24 protein-coding genes and 2 tRNA genes are annotated in these 22394 nt (G+C 42.1%); 10 read left to right on the top strand and 16 right to left on the bottom strand.

The window, feature by feature from the left end:
* Positions 1–57 precede the first annotated feature (57 nt).
* Both MST17_RS15080 and ycaC read right to left on the bottom strand, forming a co-directional pair.
* On the bottom strand, positions 58–981 hold the full coding sequence (locus MST17_RS15080; protein ID WP_180025914.1) for a LysR substrate-binding domain-containing protein: 924 nt from the start codon (positions 979–981) through the stop codon (positions 58–60).
* 107 nt (positions 982–1088) lie between these two features.
* A complete protein-coding gene (ycaC, locus tag MST17_RS15075; RefSeq protein ID WP_180025950.1) occupies positions 1089–1721 on the bottom strand; it encodes an isochorismate family cysteine hydrolase YcaC in 633 nt (210 codons plus the stop codon).
* Between the two features lie 322 nt (positions 1722–2043).
* Here ycaC and MST17_RS15070 point away from each other — a divergent pair, with 322 nt between their 5' ends.
* The 3 genes from MST17_RS15070 (at position 2044) to MST17_RS15060 (ending at position 5480) form a co-directional block, all read left to right on the top strand.
* Positions 2044–2922, top strand: coding sequence for a pirin family protein (locus MST17_RS15070; protein WP_180025915.1), 879 nt, complete (start codon positions 2044–2046; stop codon positions 2920–2922).
* Between the two features lie 430 nt (positions 2923–3352).
* Positions 3353–4651, top strand: a complete 1299-nt coding sequence (locus MST17_RS15065) for an FAD-dependent oxidoreductase (RefSeq protein WP_111884505.1) — start codon at positions 3353–3355, stop codon at positions 4649–4651.
* A gap of 1 nt (position 4652) precedes the next feature.
* Entirely contained in the window at positions 4653–5480 is an 828-nt protein-coding gene (locus MST17_RS15060; protein WP_180025916.1) for a cyclopropane-fatty-acyl-phospholipid synthase family protein, read from the top strand.
* Positions 5481–5532: 52 nt separating this feature from the next.
* Here MST17_RS15060 and MST17_RS15055 read toward each other — a convergent pair.
* From MST17_RS15055 to MST17_RS15045, 3 genes are all read right to left on the bottom strand, one after another.
* Positions 5533–5608: transfer RNA gene (locus MST17_RS15055), tRNA-Thr, on the bottom strand.
* A 190-nt stretch (positions 5609–5798) separates the two neighbouring features.
* Positions 5799–6026 (bottom strand): hypothetical protein, encoded by a 228-nt coding sequence (locus MST17_RS15050; protein ID WP_078190515.1) that lies wholly within the window; start codon positions 6024–6026, stop codon positions 5799–5801.
* A gap of 430 nt (positions 6027–6456) precedes the next feature.
* Positions 6457–6547: transfer RNA gene (locus MST17_RS15045), tRNA-Ser, on the bottom strand.
* Positions 6548–6669: 122 nt separating this feature from the next.
* On the opposite strand from MST17_RS15045, the gene MST17_RS15040 reads away from it, so the two are divergent.
* Positions 6670–8550, top strand: a complete 1881-nt coding sequence (locus MST17_RS15040; protein WP_078193161.1) for a potassium transporter Kup — start codon at positions 6670–6672, stop codon at positions 8548–8550.
* A gap of 202 nt (positions 8551–8752) precedes the next feature.
* On the opposite strand, the gene MST17_RS17245 is transcribed toward MST17_RS15040, so the two are convergent.
* The gene (locus tag MST17_RS17245; protein ID WP_180025917.1) at positions 8753–9469 is read right to left on the bottom strand and encodes a hypothetical protein; all 717 of its coding nucleotides are present in this window, start codon (positions 9467–9469) and stop codon (positions 8753–8755) included.
* A gap of 263 nt (positions 9470–9732) precedes the next feature.
* Between MST17_RS17245 and MST17_RS15030 the strand changes: the two genes are divergently transcribed.
* Entirely contained in the window at positions 9733–10821 is a 1089-nt protein-coding gene (locus tag MST17_RS15030; protein WP_078193159.1) for a DNA/RNA non-specific endonuclease, read from the top strand.
* A gap of 117 nt (positions 10822–10938) precedes the next feature.
* Positions 10939–11187, top strand: coding sequence for a hypothetical protein (locus MST17_RS15025; RefSeq protein WP_180025918.1), 249 nt, complete (start codon positions 10939–10941; stop codon positions 11185–11187).
* A 97-nt stretch (positions 11188–11284) separates the two neighbouring features.
* On the opposite strand, the gene aqpZ is transcribed toward MST17_RS15025, so the two are convergent.
* Both aqpZ and MST17_RS15015 read right to left on the bottom strand, forming a co-directional pair.
* Positions 11285–11971 (bottom strand): aquaporin Z, encoded by a 687-nt coding sequence (gene aqpZ / locus MST17_RS15020; RefSeq protein WP_180025919.1) that lies wholly within the window; start codon positions 11969–11971, stop codon positions 11285–11287.
* A gap of 73 nt (positions 11972–12044) precedes the next feature.
* Positions 12045–13055 carry an AraC family transcriptional regulator gene (locus MST17_RS15015; protein ID WP_168378986.1) on the bottom strand — a complete coding sequence of 337 codons (1011 nt, stop codon included), beginning with the start codon at positions 13053–13055 and terminating at the stop codon, positions 12045–12047.
* A 111-nt stretch (positions 13056–13166) separates the two neighbouring features.
* On the opposite strand from MST17_RS15015, the gene MST17_RS15010 reads away from it, so the two are divergent.
* Complete coding sequence (locus MST17_RS15010; protein ID WP_180025920.1) at positions 13167–13787, top strand: hypothetical protein; 621 nt, start codon at positions 13167–13169, stop codon at positions 13785–13787.
* Between the two features lie 374 nt (positions 13788–14161).
* Here the strand turns inward: MST17_RS15010 and hisF are convergent, their stop codons facing one another.
* The gene (gene hisF / locus MST17_RS15005; RefSeq protein WP_306674445.1) at positions 14162–14923 is read right to left on the bottom strand and encodes an imidazole glycerol phosphate synthase subunit HisF; all 762 of its coding nucleotides are present in this window, start codon (positions 14921–14923) and stop codon (positions 14162–14164) included.
* A gap of 110 nt (positions 14924–15033) precedes the next feature.
* Between hisF and MST17_RS15000 the strand changes: the two genes are divergently transcribed.
* Genes MST17_RS15000 through MST17_RS14990 form a run of 3 tightly spaced genes read left to right on the top strand, consistent with a single transcriptional unit; the run spans position 15034 to position 17070 of the window.
* Positions 15034–15984: a homoserine kinase gene (locus MST17_RS15000; protein WP_180025921.1), complete on the top strand. Its 951-nt coding sequence runs from the start codon at positions 15034–15036 to the stop codon at positions 15982–15984.
* A gap of 27 nt (positions 15985–16011) precedes the next feature.
* The gene (locus tag MST17_RS14995; RefSeq protein WP_180025922.1) at positions 16012–16638 is read left to right on the top strand and encodes a DUF1294 domain-containing protein; all 627 of its coding nucleotides are present in this window, start codon (positions 16012–16014) and stop codon (positions 16636–16638) included.
* A gap of 39 nt (positions 16639–16677) precedes the next feature.
* Entirely contained in the window at positions 16678–17070 is a 393-nt protein-coding gene (locus MST17_RS14990; protein WP_078190495.1) for a hypothetical protein, read from the top strand.
* Between the two features lie 90 nt (positions 17071–17160).
* Here MST17_RS14990 and MST17_RS14985 read toward each other — a convergent pair whose 3' ends face one another.
* The 7 genes from MST17_RS14985 to MST17_RS14955 all read right to left on the bottom strand — a co-directional run bounded on the left by MST17_RS14985 (position 17161) and on the right by MST17_RS14955 (position 22295).
* A complete protein-coding gene (locus MST17_RS14985; RefSeq protein ID WP_180025923.1) occupies positions 17161–18048 on the bottom strand; it encodes a DMT family transporter in 888 nt (295 codons plus the stop codon).
* A gap of 69 nt (positions 18049–18117) precedes the next feature.
* Positions 18118–18849, bottom strand: coding sequence for a 1-(5-phosphoribosyl)-5-[(5-phosphoribosylamino)methylideneamino]imidazole-4-carboxamide isomerase (gene hisA / locus MST17_RS14980; RefSeq protein WP_078190493.1), 732 nt, complete (start codon positions 18847–18849; stop codon positions 18118–18120).
* A 193-nt stretch (positions 18850–19042) separates the two neighbouring features.
* Positions 19043–19381 (bottom strand): hypothetical protein, encoded by a 339-nt coding sequence (locus tag MST17_RS14975; RefSeq protein ID WP_257223971.1) that lies wholly within the window; start codon positions 19379–19381, stop codon positions 19043–19045.
* Complete coding sequence (locus MST17_RS14970; RefSeq protein WP_257220775.1) at positions 19369–19806, bottom strand: hypothetical protein; 438 nt, start codon at positions 19804–19806, stop codon at positions 19369–19371. The genes MST17_RS14975 and MST17_RS14970 overlap by 13 nt, the downstream gene beginning before the upstream one ends.
* 434 nt (positions 19807–20240) lie before the next feature.
* Entirely contained in the window at positions 20241–20906 is a 666-nt protein-coding gene (locus MST17_RS14965) for a 3'-5' exonuclease (RefSeq protein WP_180025924.1), read from the bottom strand.
* A gap of 177 nt (positions 20907–21083) precedes the next feature.
* Positions 21084–21557 carry a DUF805 domain-containing protein gene (locus tag MST17_RS14960; RefSeq protein WP_180025925.1) on the bottom strand — a complete coding sequence of 158 codons (474 nt, stop codon included), beginning with the start codon at positions 21555–21557 and terminating at the stop codon, positions 21084–21086.
* Between the two features lie 267 nt (positions 21558–21824).
* Positions 21825–22295: a DUF805 domain-containing protein gene (locus MST17_RS14955; protein ID WP_168378999.1), complete on the bottom strand. Its 471-nt coding sequence runs from the start codon at positions 22293–22295 to the stop codon at positions 21825–21827.
* Positions 22296–22394 lie beyond the last annotated feature (99 nt).

The raw sequence follows: 22394 nt of genomic DNA, 5'->3' as shown, positions 1-22394 counted from the left end.
CAACCGTAGATTTAAAAAAGCCAGAACTCAGTTCTGGCTTTTTTGTGGTCTAGAACATTAAACTAAATAGCCATCAAGCTCCGGAGCATAGTCACGAATTCCAGCGACTAAATAGTCAATTAATCTTTCCATGACTAGGCGCTGACCTTTTCGCGAAGCATATACCAATTGTACCGTACCGACATTTGAGCACCATTCGGGGAAGAGGTGAATTAAACGACCTGCCTCAATATCTGCTTGTACCGTTAAATACGGTAAGTCTGCGATGCCTAAACCATCGAGTACCGCATAATAAGCACCGGCTAAGTCATTGCTTTTAATCCGAGGTTGTAAGGCAATTTCAATCTGCTCTTGCTGTCCCGTATGATGCAAATGCCATTGATAGCGGTTTTTCTGTGTACCCAAAACGATACTCGGAAATTCTGTCAATTCGAAAATATGCTTTAACTCGCGTCCTTGTAAAAGTTCAGGACTAATCACTAAGCAATGCACGGTTTTAATCACGTCACGTACAATAATGCTCGAGTCTTCATTTTTACTAAAATTGGTACGAATCGCTAAATCAATGTCGTCATGCAAGACATCTACACGGCGGCTAGACAGCTCAAGTTCGACCTGAACTTTGGGATGATCTTTTAAAAATTGATTTAACAAGGGGCGAATTTGATGTTCCATCATGACCGGTGGACAACTAATTTTAACCAAGCCTTCAAGTTCACTTTTTTGCTTCAGGAGCACCTGATGCGCACATTCAACTTGTTCGATTACTTTTATGCATTCTTCATACAATTCTTGGCCTAATGTCGTGACCTTAAAGTGTCGGGTAGAACGCTGAATAAGGGTGACATTATATTTGGCTTCGAGATCTAAAATGCGTCGGCTTAATTTTGATTTTGTAATATTCGATGCTTCACTTGCAGCGCTAAAACCGCCATGTTTCACCACCAAGTAAAAGTAGTAATAGTCATCAAATGAATGCATGGATCACCTTATGCAGTGAAAAATTATTTCAATTCAAATCATCATACGTCAATTTATATATCAGGTATAAAAAAAGCGGCTCGGAGCCGCTTTTTACTACTGAAGGATTATTTCTTTTCAGTATTTTGCGTATAGCTGTTGATGAGGTTGCGGTAGTCTGGAATATGGTTGCCGAAAAGCGCACCTAAACCTTCAATATCATTACGCCAGTCGCGGTGTAATTCACACGCGGTACCAAACCACGTCATAAGCTGCGCACCCGCTTGCGTCATACGTTGCCAAGCTGAGTCACGGGTTAAATGGTTGAATGTACCTGAAGCATCGGTCACCACAAAGACGTCAAAGTCTTCTTCTAAAGCAGACAAGGTTGGAAATGCAACACAAACCTCAGTCACTACACCGGCAATAATCAATTGCTTTTTGCCTGTTGCTTTGACGGCTTTCACAAAGTCTTCATTGTCCCAAGCATTAATTTGACCTGGGCGTGCAATATAAGGTGCGTCAGGGAACATCTCTTTGAGTTCTGGAACCAATGGACCGTTTGGACCTTGTTCAAAACTGGTGGTGAGAATCGTTGGAAGATTAAAATATTTTGCGGCTGCAGCCAGTGCGAGCACATTATTTTTAAATTTATCTGGATCAATGTCGCGAACCAATGAAAGTAGACCTGTTTGATGGTCAACTAAAAGTACCGCGGCATTATCTTTGTCTAAACGAACGTAAGGTTTGCCCCATTTTATTGTCCTCTTTCCTGTTTGCAACTACGCAGGATCAGATGAAATCTGCGTGTTAACTAGATTTAGAATAGTTGTAAAAATGAGACAATGAAATGGGTTTAAATGAGAAGCTCAATCATAAAATTGGGATAATTCATCGTTGTATATGACTTAAAGCTTAGAATTTCGAAATTAATGCTTGGTTTTGAGTGAGGTGCAGATTTTATGTCTGAGTATTGTTCTAATTTTGAGATATAGAATGCTATCTGGAAGATGGTCAGTAAGTATTTCAAAGCTTAAAATAAGCGCTATGTTCATCCTATCGTATGAATATAGGAGCTAAGAAATGAAAAAAGTAATTGGTGTTTATCGTAATCAGCAAATGCACTGGGTGGGCGATGGTTTTCCAGTCAAAAGCTTATTTTCCTATGATCGTCTAGGTCAGGCGATTAGCCCATTTTTGCTTTTGGATTATGCGGCACCTTATCAGTTCGATCCCACCACTGCACGGCATGGTGTAGGTTCACATCCACATCGTGGTTTTGAAACGGTGACTATCGCCTACAGCGGTGAAGTGACTCATAAGGACTCAAGTGGTGGTGGCGGCACAATTCAAACAGGCGATGTGCAATGGATGACCGCAGGGTCGGGTCTGGTGCATGAAGAATTTCATTCGCCTGAATTTGCTCAAGCAGGTGGTCTTTTTGAAATGGTTCAATTGTGGGTGAATTTACCGGCAAAAGACAAAATGACCCAGCCTCGTTATCAAGCGATCACACGCCAAGATATTCCTCGCATAGACATGGATGAAGGTGCAGGGCATATTCGGGTGATTGCTGGTGAAATGGGTGGTCACCTTGGGCCTGCACAAACCTTTAGTCCAGTGAATGTCTGGGATGGTGAATTGAAAGCTCAATATGAAACCACCTTACATGTACCTGAAGGGCATAACACCATTTTGGTGGTCTTGAAGGGTGAGGTTGTGGTGAATGAAAGCCATAAAGTTCAAGACAGTTCGATGGTCATGTTTGCCAAAGATGATATCGCCATTCAGCTACAAGCGTTGCAGGACACACAATTTCTGTTACTTAGCGGTGAGCCACTAAATGAGCCGATTCAAGGTTATGGCCCATTTGTGATGAATAGCAAAGCTGAAATTATTCAAGCCTTTGATGATTTCAATAACGGAAAATTTGGTGAAATTGCGCTAGCGCATGAAGCTTAAGCGAAATTCATGACATTGAAATAGCCGAAAAAAAAGCCTCTGAACAGTCAGAGGCTTTTTTATTGAGCTCTGTAGTATTTATAGTTGTCATGATTTAAATATCATTTTACTTTTTATAAATTGTGATGAATTTATCACTTTCTTATGTGGCGCATCTTAGCGAGACTTGGCTTTAAAGTAAACCGAAAGTTATAAAAATGGTTAATTTAATTGTTTGGTTTTATAGGGTAATTAAAATTTTAAAGAAAAATATGTTTAAAAAACAAAGCTTAAATTATGTGCTTTTTGACTGTAAATATTTGTAAATTTAACTTAAAAACGGCTGCACTGAAATCCATACAAAAAGTGCGAATCTGGTATTTTTTAATAGCTATTTTTAACTTCTGATCAGTCATACTTTTAAACTGTGTTTTATAGATGGAAAAGAAAATTGGAAATTGCAGTCATCGGTAGTGGCATGGCTGGGCTGGCTACCGCAAGAATTCTTAAAGACGCAGGGCATAACATTACAATTTTCGAAGCTCTGCCGGGTCGTGGTATGGATAGCCACAGCACTGAGTTTGAAGGCGGCTTGATCGATGCCCCTTTGCGTGTGATGAATCCACACCTCTGGAAAAATACCTTAAGTTTGGCGACCCATTTAGGGATTAAAACTTTCCCAGTCCGTACCTATATGGCATGCAGTTGGCTATTTGAAGATCGTACAGAAACGTGGTTGACCACCAGTCGTAGCCGTATTGGTAATTTCCCAATTATTAATAACCGTAAAGGCTTACAACAATATGGCTGGCGTTTAGTCAAAGGAATGTTGCAACTTAAAGCCGCGATCACTCGATTTTTTAAATCAAAAAATCAGGACATCACGCTTGCCGAGTTCATTAATAAAAATGAAATTGAAGAAGTATTTTGGCATGGTGCGGTCATGCCTGTGTTGTATACCATTTGCACCTGTAACCCGAAAACGATTGGGGAATGGCCTGCGAAACCGTTGTTGATTTTCTTGCGTCAATTGACCAATGGCGATGCCTTGTTGCGTATCCAAGGTGGTACACCTGCGTTGGTTGATAAGCTGATTGAAGGTTTAAATATTCAAAGTGGTACGGCAATTACCAAAGTGCACGAGCAAAACGATAAGGTCTTGGTGGAAACTGAGGCCGGAGCACATCATCTATTCGATCGTGTGGTAGTCGCGACACCAACCACCAAAACGGAAGAATTTTTAGATTCAACCCAGTTTGCTGACGATATTGAGCTCTTAAAGAAATTTAAATTTGAGCAAGGTCAATTGGTGATTCACACTGATCAAACCGTGATGCCACCGAAGCGTAAAGATTGGTCTGTACTAAGTTATATGATGGACCGTAAATTTACCCGTCAGCAATTTACCGTATGGCTCAACTCCATTGAGCCGAGCTTGGTGGGTAAAACCCCTGTGTTCCAAACTTGGCAGCCAGTGACACCGATTGATCCTAAAAAAGTGATCTCTTCGGTCAGTTTGACACGTGCAGTGGTGGATTCACATACCGTGGCGCTGAATAAAGAGTTACAGCAACGACATTTATCCCCTGAACGTAAAGTCTTCTTCTGTGGTTCATGGTCTTGTGACGGTCTGCCGATTTTAGAGTCTGCGGTAACGTCTGCTATGCATATTGCAGAAATTTTTGGTGCACCATTGCCGTTTGTGGGTTTAAAACCTAAAGTGGAGGTAGCCCCTCAACTCGGTTACTAACATGAAATGGCTTCAAGCAATTCGTCAGCACATCCCTAGCCATAAATATGCGATTAACAGTCGACTACTCGGAGATGATGCGGAACTTGCTTGGAGCAATTTGGGCTATTGGGATGATGCAAAATCATCCTATCCTGCGGCCTGTCAAAAACTCGCTTTCCATCTTGCCGAATCCATTCAATTAAAATCTACAGATCGTGTTTTAGACCTCGGTTGTGGGCAGGGTGCGAGCTTGGTTTTTTGGATGGAACATTTTCAAATTCAAAACTTATCCGCAGTCGAATTGCAAACCGCATGTGTGGAAAAAATCCAAAAAAATTTAAATTCAAAGATTAAAATCCAGCAAGATACATTTTTGAATTTAAAAAATATTTATCCACAAAACGCTATGGATGCGGTGCTGTGTATTGATGCGGCTTATCATAGTGATTTGAATTCATTGCTTTTATCAGTCGTTGATGTTTTGAATTCAAAAGGGCGCTTTGCTTTTCACTATTTAATGTTGTCCGATGCGTTTTTGAATTTAAATTCATTACAGCGACTGAAATATCAAAGTCTGTTGAAAGCAGCAGATGTGAATTTGAAAAATTTAAATTCAAAGCAAAATTTACAACACCAAGTGCAACAGGCAGGTTTCGAAAATATCCAGATCGAAGATATCAGCGAATTCGTATTTCAGGGTTTTGCCGATTATATTCAAGAACAACAAAGTCAGATGAGCCTGAGTCATGTGGATCAATTCAAAATCAAGATGACGGCAAAATTGTGCGAAAAGTTGTATCGAGACGGACTGATTCGTTATGTGCAGATTAGCGCGAGGAAGCCATAAAAGAGCGGCTCTAAAAACATCAAAGCCTCACTAAAAAAGCGAGGCTAAGAAATGGTGCCGGCACACGGATTCGAACTGTGGACCTACTGATTACAAGTCAGTTGCTCTACCAACTGAGCTATGCCGGCGTTGTGGAATGCATTCTACAGATTTTTTGAAGCGGCGCAAGTTAAAAAAACAGCAAATCGAATGTAATTTATACGTTTGATTTATTCAGTATTCGACCGATGTTTGGCTCTAAAAACCAGAGAAATAAAATTAGGTAATATTTCGCCCACAAGATGTGGGCGAAAAAATAGGATGGATGAACGTTGTGTGCTATTTCATTCTTAAAATTTGGTCTAGATCCTGTGCGCATTCTTCAAGTGTATATGCCATCTCCAGTTGCATTTGGGGGCGGAGTTCATTGGCGAGCTTTCGCCATTCGTCAATCAGACGCTGTGCTTTTTGAATTTTATGTTTATTGATATCTTTGGCAAGGGTTGGGGTATAGCCACCACGTTTGGCGTTCTTGATCTGCTTAACATAATTCTGGCTGTTATTCATGTTCTCTCCGGAATAGCAGTGATATATGAAAGGTGTTTTTTTAAGTTTTTCGTTGATCAAGTAAAAAGTACCGTAATCGCGTTTCAGTTCTATGATGTTTAAATTAATGAATAATTTTTTGAATAGCACTTATATTGAGAGGATGATTTATTTTTAGCATAGGCTTAAGGAATTGTCTTTAGAATATAAAATTTGTATTTGTAAATAAACGTGTCTTTCTTGCTGCCAATAAAATATCCATAAGTCATGCATTAGGAAAAAAACGTGTGATTTAAATCCATCAATCAGGACTCAAATACTGTGAAGTTATTGAGCTAAACAAATAGAAGATCAATTAGGGGGGATATTTAATATTGAGAACAATAAAATTAAAAAAGGCCTAAATTTTATTAATTTAGACCTTCGTTCTGCTTGGCATTGCAGTTTATTCTGGCGGTGAAAGAGGGATTCGAACCCTCGAAACGCTATAAACGTTTACACACTTTCCAGGCGTGCTCCTTCAGCCACTCGGACACTTCACCTTTTGCGCGGTGGATAATAGCGAAAAAAATATATTCTGCCAAGAGAAACAATTGAATTAGACAAAAACATCTTGAGCGGTGCTATGATTCGCAAAAATCCTGTCTAAATTGAAGACAATTATATGCAAAGTACTGCACAAAAAGCCGCATTGCCTGCCATCACCTTGGCAGCTTTGGGCGTAGTATTCGGAGACATTGGGACGAGCCCGTTATATGCGCTGCGCCAATGTTTCCTCACAGCACACTTGGCGATTAGCGAAGCGTCTGTGCTGGGTATTCTGTCCCTGATTTTCTGGTGCATCATGCTGACGATTAGTTTTAAATACGTCAGCATCATCATGCGTGCAGATAACAATGGCGAGGGCGGTATTATGTCGCTGTTGGCCTTGAATCTACGAACCACACGAATTGCCGAAAACAAAAAAATCTACCTGATCGCCCTTGGCTTTATTGGGGCATCTTTGTTCTTTGGTGATGGGATCATTACCCCCGCAATCTCCGTGTTATCTGCGATTGAAGGTTTAAGTATTGCGACGCCGATGTTTAACCAATGGCTGCAACCCTTATCGATTGGTATTTTGGCGGGGCTATTTTTAGTGCAACGCCATGGCACAGGCACGATGGGTAAATTCTTTGGTCCATTGACGCTCATGTGGTTTTTATCCATTGGCGGATTTGGATTATGGAGTATTTCGCAAACGCCATTTGTGTTGACCATGATCAGTCCGCATTGGGCTTTCAATTTTGTGGTACAGCAGCCTTATGTTGCATTTTTGACTATGGGTGCGGTTATCTTGACGATGACGGGTGGTGAGGCAATCTATGCCGATATGGGACATTTTGGCCGACTCCCAATCCGCTTGGCATGGTTTATTGTGGTGATGCCGTGCTTGCTGTTGAACTATGCGGGTCAAGGTGCTTTGCTACTGCGTAATCCTGAAGCTTTAGCCAATCCATTCTATATGCTGATTCCTGAATGGGCACTGTATCCAATGATTGCTTTGGCAACTGCGGCCGCGGTGATTGCCTCTCAAGCGGTGATCACAGGGGTATTCTCTATGGTCAATCAGGCGATTCAATTGCGTTACTTGCCGCGTTTGACAGTGAAACATACCTCTGAAGTTGAACGTGGTCAGATTTATTTACCATTTATTAACTGGGCATTGTTTATCTCGGTGCTGATCTTGATCTTGCTGTTTGAAAACAGTGCGAATTTGGCCAGTGCGTACGGCGTAGCTGTGACCATGACCATGCTCTGCGGTACGATTTTGATCTCAGTTTTAGCTTATGGTTTATGGCGTTGGCCGGTTTGGAAAGTGGCGATTTTTGCAGTTCCATTTTTATTGATTGATTTGATTTTTGTTGCATCGACATCATTAAAAATCGCAGCGGGCGGTTGGGTTCCAATCCTGATTGGTGCGGTATTGTTTACGATTTTAATGACGTGGAAAGATGGACGGGCATTGGTGCTCAATCGGCTCGGTAAAGATGCTTTGCCTATTGACCTGTTTATTCGCAGTGTTAGCATGGGTAGTGAAACCAAGTTTGTTCCAGGTGATGCCGTATTCTTGACAGGAACGCCTGAGATCGTGCCTCATGCTATGTTACATAATATCAAGCACAACAAAGTTCTGCATGAACGCAATATTATGGTTACGGTCAACACCCGAGATGTGCCATTTGTACCCGAAAATGAGCGGGTGATCACGGAAAAACTAGATGATCGATTCTATCGAATCACGATGTTTTATGGGTTTAAAGATCAGCCGAATATTCCTGCCGCTTTGGAGCATGCGTATCGTGAATTGGGATTTGAATTTGATTTAATGCAAATCAGTTTCTTTATTTCCAGAGACCGTATTATTCATACCTTGGGTGAAGGCATGGCACCTTGGCGAGAAAAGCTGTTTATCTCTATGCAGCGAAATACCAGTCCAGTCAGCGATTTTTATCAAATTCCAACCAACCGTGTGGTTGAGTTGGGCAGTCAGATTGAAATTTAAGACGTAGATTGAACTTTTAGGCATAGATTTAAAAGTTAGACACGAAAAAGCCAGATCAATTCTGGCTTTTTTTTATCTGTAATAATTAAACTTTTTAGTCCAAAGACATAGAGATCATTCTGTTGCTTTTTCCTGGGAGGAGTATGCGAGCAAAACAACAGAATGAAGATGTTGCGTTATTTGATCCTTGAAAATACGCTGATTAGTTGATTGTCGCGTCTACATCTGCAGAGGCTTCAGGCGCAGCTTGGATGGCTTCGTCAGCAACAGGTGCTTCTGGGTTGGCTTGAATTGATGCATCTGCAGGATTTACACTTTGAGTCTCAGGTGCTGCCATAAAAGCATCTTGTTGTGCTTGAGGAGCTTCAGGCAATGCAGCCGATGCGCTATCGGCATTCACTGGCGCTTCTGCAGAAGAGGCAATGACGGGTGCAGCGTTGTTATCCGCTGATACGGCTTCAGGTGCTTGCTGTGCTGTTTCCACAGGTGCTTCAGTTACCGCGGCTTCAGGTGTATTGGCCACTGCTGTTTGTTCAGTTGGAACGGACTGCTCTGTAGGTGCAGCAGCTACACTTTGTTGTTCATTTGCGAGTGCATTTTCCGCTTCAGTCACGGCTTGTTCAGCATTTGCAGGGACTGCAGGGGCATTCGGATCGATTTGGTTTGCCTGAGCCTGTTCAGGGTTTAAGGGCTGTTCTGTTGCAGCGGCATTGACTTGTCCGGCAGGTGCTTCAAGCAATTGAACTTGACCACTTGATACCAAGTCCTGAATAGAACCGGGTTGACCATTCACAGTGGTCACAATTCTGACTTTAGACAAGCTTTCTAAAGTGTCACCGGGTTGAATCGGCGGCTCTGCAAATGCTGCTGCGCTCATTAAACCTGAAATTAAACCTAAACCTAAAATTTTAGAATGCATAATCACTCCGTATATTTTTATCGCAATTTTTCGTATTTTTACCTTGTCATAATTCTTGAGGCGAATTCAATGAAACATACGCAACTGCTTCATGACCTCCTATAAAGAACTGCACAACTGCGACATAAAGTTACATCAACTGCTGCTTTGTTAAACAATATTTGTGTGATTGTTAAGCAAATTAAAAAAGAAAAGTGTACTAAAATATGCACCCTTGCTAAGCTGCGGAAAAATAGTCCTTTTAAAAGTCATTGTTGTAAGTCATGGTCAAAAAGAAACGCAATTCAGCAAATCCACTTTCACAGTTATTTGGGCAAAATGGCATAAAAGTGCTGTTGGGTCTGGTGGCAACAGGAAGCTTTGCTATTGCTTTCGGGCAAGAAAAAATTCAACAACTTGTTTCTATGAGCAGCACTTCAAATAGCGCCTGTTTGGACCAGTTTTACCGTGAAGTGCCACCTTATTTGGTCCGTGAAAGCCTACATAAAAACAGTTTTCCACTGTGTTTTAATGGCTTTAATGTCATGTATTCAGGGATATCCAAGACACCGCTTTGGGTTGCAGAAGCATTAACCCCCGCACGCCTGAGTCAAAAAATTCCGCGTGAAGATAACTTTCATGAAGAGACTCGCGTGCCGTCTGAATATCGGGCTTTGCTGTCAGACTATAAATCTTCAGGCTATGACCGTGGACACATGGCGCCAAATGCCGATATGCCCAATAAAGCTGCGCAGTTAGATAGTTTTTCTTTGGCCAATATGGTGCCGCAAGCTCCAAAAAATAATCAGCAAGTGTGGCGTGAGTTAGAAGAAGCCACACGGGCGATAGTGACCAAACAAAAGCAAGATGTCTATGTGGTAACGGGGCCGGTATATAGTGCGAAAAAATTAAAAACCATCGGGCAAGGGGTCATCGTGCCGACCGCTACTTATAAGGCGATCTATTTGCCGAAAAAAGGTGTTGCAGGCGTGTACTATGCGGACAATACCTTGCGTGATACGGCACCGACAGTCAAAGTCATGAGTATTTGTGCGCTAGAAGAACTGACTGGAATTAATTTCTTTCCAGAATTAACTGAAGACCAAAAGCGTAATACCTACCGTTTGCCACTCAAAGCCACCCAAGTAAAAGCAAATCAAGATATCGCTTATTTGCATTGGGATGCTGAAAGCCAGTGTGCTGCAGATGTCGCAGAAGACAAGATTTTAAGTTTGCAAAAAGAGTTTAAATCGAGTGGTGGTTCTGTGGGAGAGACATCCATGGCAAGCAGTGAAAATGACAACAATCAAGATGCCTTGGTCAAACAATTGATTGAAGAAATTCTGCAATATCTGCTACAGATTTTGAAATAATTGAGTAGATAATAGCGCTGAACTGCGAGCGATGAAGAGGATCATTGCTTGCAGTTGAAATCTTTTTCACGTATTTCTATTGCTGCATCACTACAACAAAAAAGAAGGATATCCATCATGTTCAAAGCATTTGAAAATGACACTGCGTCGCATGCAATTCATGACTTAACACTAGAAAATGGCCAAGATCGAATTAATATTTATGGCAACTTACAGGTGACGAAAGACCAAGCAGGTTTAGCTGCAGCGAAAGCTTTACAGGCATTTTTCAATGATGTGGTGACAACGCTTGAGGCGGATACCAACTTAGCTGAAAAAATAGTGCAGGGCGGTGAAGACAACGAAGTGGAAAATCCATTTCTTTAATGTTGTTTCACCGGCTGTCGAAGGAAGCAAAACTCAATTCGGGATGAATGAAAAAAGCTCACAGATTGTGAGCTTTTTTTGTGGCGTATTTTTCTATTTATGCGTCTTTTGCCATCAGTTTATAGATGACCGCACCAATCACCGCGCCAATGATTGGGGCTACCCAAAATAGCCAAACTTGTGATAGCGCAGCAGTTTCAGCAAAGAATGCCACACCCATACTACGCGCTGGGTTGACCGAAGTATTAGTGATGGGAATGCTGATCAGATGGATCAATGTAAGCGCAAGACCAATCGCAATTGGGGCAAATCCGGCAGGAGCACGTTTATCCGTTGCTCCCATGATCACAATCAGGAAGCCAGCCGTCAGCACAATTTCAATGACTAACGCTGAGAGCATAGAGTATTTACCTGGAGATAATTCACCATAGCCATTGGTGGCAAAACCGCCGACTCCTGTAAATCCGGCCTGACCTTGTACAATGATGAATAGAATAAATGCGGCGAGGGTTGCACCCAGCAATTGAGAAATAATATAGGGTGCTAGTTCTTTGGCTTCAAAACGACCATCGGCCCACAAGCCGATACTCACGGCAGGGTTAAAATGTCCCCCTGAGATATGACCCAGCGCATAAGCAGCCGTTAACACCGTTAAACCGAAGGCCAGTGCCACGCCTGCGAAGCCAATGCCAAGTTCAGGAAAGGCCGCAGCCAAGACCGCACTACCACAACCACCAAAGACCAGCCAAAATGTACCGATCAGTTCTGCTAAATATTTATTCATTTATCGAATATGCATAGATTTAATGGATTTTGCTGAAAATCACAATATATAAAATGATAACTGTGTCACATTTTTAACTTACTGCTTCAATTTGCGATAAGCGCCATTGCTGTGGGGTCAAGTTTCGCCATTGTTTAAAAGCGCGTTGAAACGCACTCTGTTCTGAATAACCCAGCAGTAGAGCAATTTCCTGCAAACTTAAATGCGGGTCTCTTAAAAATTCTTCTGCCATCATGCAGCGGACCTCCTGCATACGTTGCTGATAGGTGCTGCCTTGTTGTTGTAAATGGCGTTGTAATTGTCGGACGGACAGATTCAGTTGAGTAGCGACATGTTCAATTTGGAACTGATTTTTTTGTAAACCCATTAAGATGGCTTGCTGTAAGCGTTGGTCGATTTGCGTGGTATTCGGCAGCTTTTCCAATAAAGACTGTGCCTGTTGCATTAACAGTTTTTGTAAGGTCTGATCGCCTTGGGAAAAGGGGCGAGACAGTTCTTGAATGGGAATAATAACCTTCGACTTTTCTTGGGAAAATCGAACTTTACAGCGAAAATATTGTTCATACTGAGCGACATTTTTCGGTGCAGGATTATGAAAATGCACTTCGTGTAAATTGATATCTTCAAAACGCATGAATAATTTTAGAAACTGCAGCATTAAGGCAATCGCAATTTCATCGGTCAATTGATTGGCCATATTCATGGGTAAATCATTCCAACCGATCGAGAAAAAATCATTTTGAATATCAATCAGCAATGGACTACCATCGAAGATTAAGCGATGAAAATCATGGTAGCGGAGCAGCGCTTCGCCTAAGTTTTCACAGGACAGGGCAATATACGCAATGATGCCAATATGTTTGGGTTGCACATGTTCTGCAATTTCTAAACCCAGCGCTGGCTTTTGGATCTTTTGATCTAAATCCATCAATAAATCACGCCAAACGGCATAATCAAAACGTTCTAAGTTTTGAACTTTATTCAGTTTTTCAGGAATAGCAATGCCTTGAGCTTGGTGATAAGCATAGAGCAAATGGCCCAGTCCTCCATAGACCGATCCTGTATAGTCCTTGAGTTGTTGCATATTTTTTTAATTCTAAATTTTGTCGTGTTTTGTCAATAATATTAAAAAAAACGGTCAATATCTAGCCCTCTTCATTACCTATAGTGGAGCTAAGAAAAGGAGATATTGGTCATGTTAAAAGGTTTTATTGCAGGGTTGGTCGTCGCCAATGCCTTTGAATGGGTCGCGCATAAATATGTTTTGCATGGGACACATCGGTCAGGCAAGCCACGTTTTAGTCCAGTACCGAAAAGCATGAAATCACATTGGGAACATCATCGTGAAGTTCGAAAAACAGATTTTCATGATCATGGCTATGTTGAAGGTGTACAGAACTGGCGCACGAAAAATGAAATATTGTCACTGGTGGCAGTTTCAGCGGTATTTGTCCCGCTGTTTTATCCCATTTCCAAAGGAATGAGTTTGTCTGTGCTGTATTGCGCAGGGAATTATTATTATATCCATCGTCGCGCACATCTTGAGCCAGAGTGGGCGATGAAAAAGATTCCATGGCACTATGACCACCATATGAACTCAAATCAGGATGCCAATTGGTGTGTGACTAAGCCGTGGTTTGATTATATTTTAGGGACTCGAGTGATCTCCTCGGCAAAATTACAGGAACAGAACCCATTGGGTGTGTTACTACCGACAGCGATTGCGAAACCATTGTCACACTGGGTCAATCGGGTATTTCCTGCAAAGTGGGTCGCTGAGCGTGAAAAGCCAGTTGCACTTCTTGAAACGGTCTAATGTGAAAGCGTTGTACGTTGTGACAACAAGCTTTTCTACCCAATTGAGTTGTCGCAATTTGTCAACAAATTATGAATCTACTGTCAATCAAATGCAGTGCAAATGCCCTATATTTAAATCATCAAAAGGCTTGTACACGACGAGTTGATTGATGAAGTTGCTATGTATATTTTTTCATTTGTTTTAAGTATCAGACCAAGTGCTGTAGTTTTTCTTGGTTTATAGGAGCCGACAAGGCTCCTTTTTTTATGTCTATAGTGGATGAATTAAATTGACGATTCGCTGCTACAACTCCATGGCGTTGCATCAAAAACACCAAAGCAAAAAAAGAGCGAATCATCGCTCTTTTTCAATCCTCATTGAAAACGAATCAATTAAAGACGCATTTCAATGCCTTGTTCTGCAAGATATTTTTTCGCTTCAGGAATGGTGTGTTGACCAAAGTGGAAAATAGAGGCTGCAAGCACCGCATCTGCGCCACCTTTTAAAATGCCATCGGCCAAATGTTGGAGATTACCGACACCACCAGAAGCAATGGTTGGAATGGTCACACGGTCATTGATGTTACGCATCAGTTCAAGGTCATAACCGGCTTTGGTTCCGTCAGCATCCATCGAGGTGATGAGTAATTCACCTGCACCGAAGTCCGCCATTTTTACTGCCCATTCGATGGCATCGATACCGGTTTCTTTACGACCACCGTGGGTGAAAATTTCCCATTTATTGTCGCCAGTTTTTTTTGCATCAATAGCAACCACAATACACTGTGCGCCAAAACGCTGAGAGGCTTCTTGTACAAATTCAGGGTTATAAATAGCCGCAGAGTTAATCGAAACTTTGTCCGCACCCGCATTTAATAACAGGCGGATATCTTCTACTTTACGCACGCCACCACCGACTGTTAATGGCACAAATACAGACTCAGCCATACGCTCTACCGTACGGTAAGTGGTATCACGACCATTTGAGGTTGCGGTAATGTCTAAGAAGGTAATTTCGTCCGCACCTTGTTCGTTATAACGGCGTGCAACTTCAACTGGATCGCCTGCATCACGAATATCAAGAAATTGAACACCTTTCACTACACGACCGTTGTCCACGTCGAGGCAAGGAATAATACGTTTAGCAAGCATAATTTTTTCCAAAAATAACAGCCGATTATGAAACTTCGCGACTTAGATGCTACACCTTAGTAGTCGGAGCGGTTATTCTATCAAAAATATGTAAGTTTTTTCGCAGGTTTTCTATGTCGGTTTATACCACTTTGACTTTAAAGGAAGTTCAGGATTTTGCAGCACCTTATGGACTGGAGGTGATTGACCTGATTCCGATTCAAGGCGGTATTCAAAATACCAACTATTTTATTGTTTGCGAAAATGGCACGCAGTATGTATTAACTGTTTTTGAAGAGATGGACGAGCAAGGTGCAGGGGAACTGGTCCCTGTACTTGAACATTTGGGGCAGGCTGGTCTAGCTGTGCCTGTACCGCTGAATCATTCGGGTAAAGCGATTCATAGCTTAAAGGATAAACCTGCACAGATTGCGCCACGCATGCAAGGTCAACATCCCATGCCTGCGAGCTTAGCGCAAGCAGAAGCGATTGCTGTAGCCCAAGCGAAAATGCATGTGGCTTTACAAGATTTCCCTTTGGAACGTGCAGAATATCGTGATCATGCTTATTGGTTACAAGTTTCACGTGATATTCGTCCAATATTAAATGAAGCAGATACCACGTTACTTAACAATCTGTTGGGCTTATATGACATCTTAACGGCGATGTATCCAGACCGTCCTACCGGTTTTATTCATTCTGATCTGTTCCGTGACAATACTCTATTTGAAGGCGATCAACTCAACGGCATTTTAGACTTTTATGAGTTAAATAAAGACGAACTCTTGTTTGATATTGCTATTACTTTAAATGACTTTTGTACTGAATATCCGGATGTGCATTTGAATGAAGACAAAGCCATTGCCTTTTTAAATGCCTATGAAAGCGTGCGCCCATTAACCGCAGATGAAAAATCATGTCTAGAGTTATATTTGGCAATGGCTGCAGGTCGTTTCTGGATGATGCGTTTACAGGTGGCACAGAAAAATGCGGCAGAAGGCCGTACAGGTGATGATATTTTGCAGAAAAACCCTGCTGAAATGCGTAATATGCTGATTGAACGATTAAAATTCGTCACAGCATAAATTTTAAAAACAACGAGAGGGAAAAGCATGCGTGATCAAGGACGCTTAGTAGAATGGTTTGATGATAAGGGCTACGGCTTCATTCAACCGAACGATAGCACCAAAGATCGCGTATTTTTGCACATTAAAGACTTTTCCCGTCCCGGCCCACGACCAATCGTGGGCTGCGCGTTGGATTATGCTGTGATCTTAGACGAACGCGGACGCTTTCGTGCGCAGCAAGTGCATTATTTAAAAGCCTCACAAACCAAAGCTGCACAACGTCCCAATAAAAAAAATGTGGTGCAGATGCCGCGTCAGGCAGAGCCGATGCAAATCTTGTGCATTATGTATATCCTCGCCTTGGCGGGCTTGTCTGTGGCGGGTTTACTCAGTGGCATGGTGCTGCTTTTTGTGAGTATTATCAATGTCCTGACCTATTGGTTCTATGCGCAGGATAAAGAAGCTGCGCAAATGGGGAATCGACGCGTGCCAGAAAATACACTGCATCTTTTGTCTTTTTTAGGTGGGTGGCCAGCGGCATGGCTGGCTCAGCAACGTTTGCGGCATAAAACACAAAAAGAACCGTTTCGAAAAATATATTTCTGTACTATAGCCTTTAACATATTACTGATTTTATGGCTAATTTCACCATTTAATATCCTACATATTTAGGGTGGAACGATCCGCAAAATCATCATGACGGAGAGCGAAATGAATTATTCTATTGATAAAGATCCAAACCGCCTGCTCACGATTATTTTGTATATTCTTTATATTGTGGCGATTTTTTCTGCCGGCTTGCTTGCGGTCCTCGCGCTGATTATCAATTACGTCAAACGCAGTGATGTGCGTGGTACGATTTTTGAAAGCCATTTTACTTGGCAGATCCGTACGTTTTGGTGGTATCTCATTTGGAATATCATTGCTTTCGTGCCTTTTATTTTTCTGTTCTTTACTGGCAATAATGCCAATGCCTTTGCGGGTGTGGCACTGGGAGCGAGTACCTTCTGCGTCACGGTGATCGGACTGTCTTGGTTATGGATTGTGTATCGCGCGATTAAAGGTTTAATCCGTGTCAATGACAACAGACCGATGTATGACTAATGCGAGTTCAGAACTTTTTGGCATAAAAATCTTGGCATCAAAAAAGCGGCTGTATGGGCCGCTTTTTTGATTTAAGAGAGGAAGCTGAAATTAGCGTTTCTTTAACCATTTCGGCCGCCATTCACTCACAATCACACCGAGCACCACACACAGTCCGCCAATGAGAGCGAGCGGTGTTAAGCGTTCACCTGCAAGCCGCCCAATGATAGCGGCCCAAACCGGTTCACCTGCATAGATGATTGCTGCCTGTGCAGAATCGACCATGCGCTGCGCCCAGTTCATCACCAGTTGAATTACGGCGCTGGCCAGCCCCAATCCGCAGAGTACAGCGATTAATGGCCATTCAAATGTTGGCAAAGTGGTTTCACCCACCAGTGGAGCGAAGCAGAAACAGAACAGAGAGGCAAATGCCAACTGTAGAACCGTCACTCTGCGCAGATTGACGCGGGGTGCAAAATAACTGATCAAGATAATTTCAAAGGCAATGGCAATCGACCCGAGCAGCGTAATGATTTGTCCAAAATTGAGCTGAATAGCGCCAAAACCATTACCCGTTAAAAAGACCAAACCGACAAAAGCCAAACTTACACCTAGCCATGTCATCACATGTGGTTTATGCCGAAAACAGAGCCACATAAAAATCGGAACCAGCGGTACATACAGCGCAGTTAAAAAAGCCGATTCGCTGCTGCTGATGCTTTGCAAGCCGACTGTTTGCGTCGCATAGCCGATCGCAATTACCGCGCCAATACTTGCGCCCGCAATGACATCGTATTGAGAAAAATGTCTAAGATATTTGAGCGATAACAGACTCACAGCCAGTGTAGCTGCGGCAAAACGTAGACCGACAAACAGCACTGGACTGCTAAAATTTAAACCGTATTGCACGGTGATAAAACTGGCGCCCCAAATCATGGTAATCAGGATGAGTGCGAGCTGCGGAAACTTGGCTTTCCAAGCAGATTGGACGGTTGACATGTGTATTTGATTGTTTGAAGAGGAGAAATAAAAAAAGAGGCCCGAAGACCTCTTTTCTGCTCGGGAAAATTACAAGCTTTGTTGATCAAGCAGTAATTGAGCTTCACGAAGGTTCAATGTGCCTTCATAAATTGCACGACCGGTAATCGCACCTAAAATACCCGGTTGGCCTTTTAAGTTACGCACGTCGTCAAGGTTGGTCACGCCACCCGATGCAATAACAGGTAAGCCTGAATACGTTGCAAGGTTAACGGTTTGTTCAACGTTCACACCTTGCATCATGCCATCACGTGCGATGTCGGTGTAGACAATGCTTGATACGCCAGCATCTGCAAAGCGTTTTGCCAAATCAGTAGCTTTCACGTCTGTGACATTTGCCCAACCATCTGTTGCCACCATGCCGTTCATGGCATCGATACCAACAATGATATGGCCTGCAAATTTTTTGCACGCTTCTTCAACAAATTCAGGCTCTTTTACCGCTTTTGTACCAATGATGACAAACGATACGCCTGCATCAAGGTAGTGTTCAATGGTTTCAAGAGAGCGGATACCACCACCAATTTGAATTGGCAATTCAGGCTGTGCTTTAGCAATCGCTTCAACCACAGGCTTATGAATCGGTGTACCAGCGAAAGCACCGTTTAAATCTACCAAATGTAAGCGACGCGCGCCTTCATTTACCCAATGCTGTGCAGTTGCCACTGGATCGTCAGAAAATACGGTATCGTCTTCCATACGACCTTGTTTTAAACGGACACATTTGCCATCTTTCAGGTCAATTGCAGGGATGATCAGCATGCTTTCGCTCCTTGCTCAATCAAATTAAGAATGAATTTGTGCCTAATCTTATCAAATAAACGGCTATTCACTAAATGCTAATATCAGAATTGATGAATTAAAAAAGCCTGACATGTGTCAGGCTAGTGCGAATAAAGGATTGGATTTTATTCTTGATCTATAAAAATGCGCTGTGTATTAGCGTTTTGAGTCATTAAATATAAGCGGTTGTTTGTAATAAATCGCTGTTTACGGACTGAAGTAAGCTACCGACATCGTACAAGCCATGATTGAGGACTGTGGTACTTTCACCGACCACTTGAACAAGATCACCGACCACAGGAAGTTCAGTGGCAATCGATGTAATCGGTGCAATGTCATCCAGTAAGGCATCTAAAGTGCCTGAAACATCTTGCACGACACCACCTACACTTGTTAAAGGAGCATTCAGGACAGCTGTTAATAATTCGGTAGGATCAATACTGGCTACATAGCCGCCCGTTTCAGCCAACAAGCCTGTTAAATTGCCTGTAGTTTCGCCTACTGCATCCAATAGACCGCCCAGCAATGGCAGGTCAGAAAGTGCGTCTGTGATTGGTGCAGCCCCCCACTGAGATGATCAACCAAACCTGCAACTTCAGTCACAGTTTGACCGACCACACCAGTTATGCCATTGAGAGCGGTCTGTACACCGCCGAGAAGATCACCTGTCGCGAGTTGATCGGCTACCGCATGTAAGCCATCGCCTAAAGTGCCGATCAACTGATTTTCAACTGCCAGTACTTTTTCGATGGTCCCCCCAATGAGTGGAAGCTCAGTCAGTGCATCCGTTAAGGGGGCTGTTAAGCTACTCACGGTCTCTAAAACGCTGTCTACAGTATCCAAAACAGTATTTAAAACCAGTCCAATCGCTTTACTGATTCCTTGTAAAGTCAGGCTGAGTACACCGCTGATTTTTCCTGTAAATAAGTTCAACATGTCAGGTTCTCCAAGCTTTTAAATTATGATGTGTTATGTATTTGGCAGATTTGTTTTAGCAAAAGGAGATTGATGAAAATAAATTATGAAAGCATAGAAAGAATGAGATAAGTCATGTAATTCTGCTACAAAACTCAGAGAGATCAAAACCCTAGTTAAATAAAAAATATAAATGTATATTAATGTAATTAAAATGAGCTAAATCAAAGGTATAAATGTGTTTAAATGGGGCGATTTTATCGTTTTTAGGCTGTGCTGCGGCTGTTTTTAAGGCAATAACGTACTGTTTAAATCTCTAGTGCAAATAAACTGCAAATTCATTGGCACTCTTCAGCCGACCTTTGCACTTGGTCATGCCATAGATTGGGGCAATATCCAGTTACAGAGCGGTTACATCGCTGAATATAATTTAAATCATTAAAATAATTAAGGGTTTATAATTTCATGTGCGGACGAATTCTTAGTTTGAGGGAGGTATTGGGAATGGTTTTAGGTAATAAGCCACGTTGTAATAATTCTTCAAAGACCAAAACAGGGGCATAAGCATCGGCAGCGGCATAACGAATTTGCTCCGGACTTATGCGCTTTTTGGCCCAATTGGAGGTGCTGACCGATTTAGATTTTGGAAAATTTACAAGAAAAAGCAGTGCCATGGCATTTTTTAAACCGACGGGTTGGGTTAAGCCAAAAGAAGCAAAGCACTTGGAGAGTTCCAAGACACTATTCAGTTCGATGCCTTTTTTACGAAATAAATGCGCATCATTTTTTAAGCCAAAACCTACTTTAATTTGATCCCGATTACTCAAGATTGGTCTTAAAAAATCCCAAGTGCATTCGTTCATTTGAAACAACCACGCCTGTTGCGCCGTCGCAAGTTGGATTAAATGTGGACCGGTAGAGACCTCACCTTTACGAAAAGTCGGCTTAGATTCAGAGTCGAAACCGAATAAGGCAGTCGTCTGCAATTCATCGGCCCAGTGTTGGCATTGTTCTGCATTGTGAATGACATGGATCTGCTCTGGCACTAAATTTTGGAACAATGGAAAATCTTTAATCTGTTCTTTTGTTGGCAAAATAGGTGTCAGTAGAGCATCAGTCATTGTGATTCAATTCAAAGGCTTGTTGTTGCAGCCTAGAGCGTTTAGGTCGGAAATGCAAATACCGAGATGTGGCGTTGAGCATGAGCGATTGACTCATCGGCCTGTCATAGCGCGTTGCTATGACAGTGACGAGGGTACTTAAACACAGTGACCAAGAGACTTAAAGTCAGTGACGACTTAAAATAGAAAACGCGCAGTAAATAATACATTTACCAAGATCAGTAAGAATAAACCGATAAAGAGAAAGGCGAGAACCACCTCCCATGTTTTGGATGCACGTGGCTCACCATATTGATTGGCATTTGCAGACCCGGGGATGAGCATCAGCGCAATGCACATGACGATATTGAGCAACGGAATCAGCTCTAAGAGTGCAAACCAGCCTGAGAGATTAAAGTCATACAAACGACGCACTGAAAAAATCATCAAAGGGATCAGCATTAAAACATTTAGGATAAATCCAATCACTTGCGTCATTGGATTTTCAGCGTGAGCTATTAGGGCATTGAGAGTATTGGGCATCATGCTGACAATCAGCAGCATCAGTATGCTTAGCATGAGGCCATAGAAGACATTCCAACCGATAAATGACATGCGATTAAAGCGACCGTCACGGTTCCAGCCAGAGTTAATATTGGGTGAATTATTCATATTAAATGATCTTAAATTATCGTAAAAAGTATTGTTATCATTCATTTTTAGCCGCAAAAATTGAGCTAAAAACGACATAAAAATGTGAAAAAGTACAGGATTTGATCCTGTACCAAAAAAGCGCGTTGATTATAAAGGTAAAGTACAAAAAAAGCCCACTTGTGTGAGCTTGTTTGAGTAGATGTATTGCTGTTTAGAGCGATCTAGGCGGCATCTAATGATTTATCATTATTGTTGTTGAATCGTGGCTTGTTGAGAGCGGATCACTTAGTTTTGGTAAGACGGAATCATGATCGCAGCAAGTATCCCGACTATAAACACCACGATATACAAAACAGCCAGCACTGTTTCCCAGCCTTTGGTCGGGCGTGGTTGTCCAAAGCTATTACTACCGCTATTACCCGGTGCAAATAACACATAGAGCGCAAACAATATATTCACTACAGGAACTAAGATCAGCAGTGCAAGCCATCCTGAATGGTCTCGGTCATGTAAACGACGGATTAAGAAAATGACGCTGTAATAAATGACGATGGCATACATGATAAAGAAAATAATCATGAGTGGCGTTGACATAGCACCCTCAGTCAGCGCATTTTGCGCACCGGGTATGAGCAGGCCGACCACAACAGCAATTAGCGTAAAAATAATGCCGAGAAGTAGATTCCATGCAAGATATGCGCGACGGCTAAAGCGACCACTGGCTTGGGTCGGTGAGTCAGATGTGAAGGTATTCATTATTATTCCTAGGCGTTGGTATTTTTATAAGTAGGCAAATTCTAAAATGAATATGTAGAAAATAAAAGGATGAAAAATAAACTGTACAAAAAAGCCCAC

It is taken from the genome of Acinetobacter sp. YH16056_T (assembly GCF_024605895.1).
Classification (GTDB): domain Bacteria; phylum Pseudomonadota; class Gammaproteobacteria; order Pseudomonadales; family Moraxellaceae; genus Acinetobacter; species Acinetobacter amyesii.
This window is presented reverse-complemented; position numbering and strand designations above follow the sequence as displayed.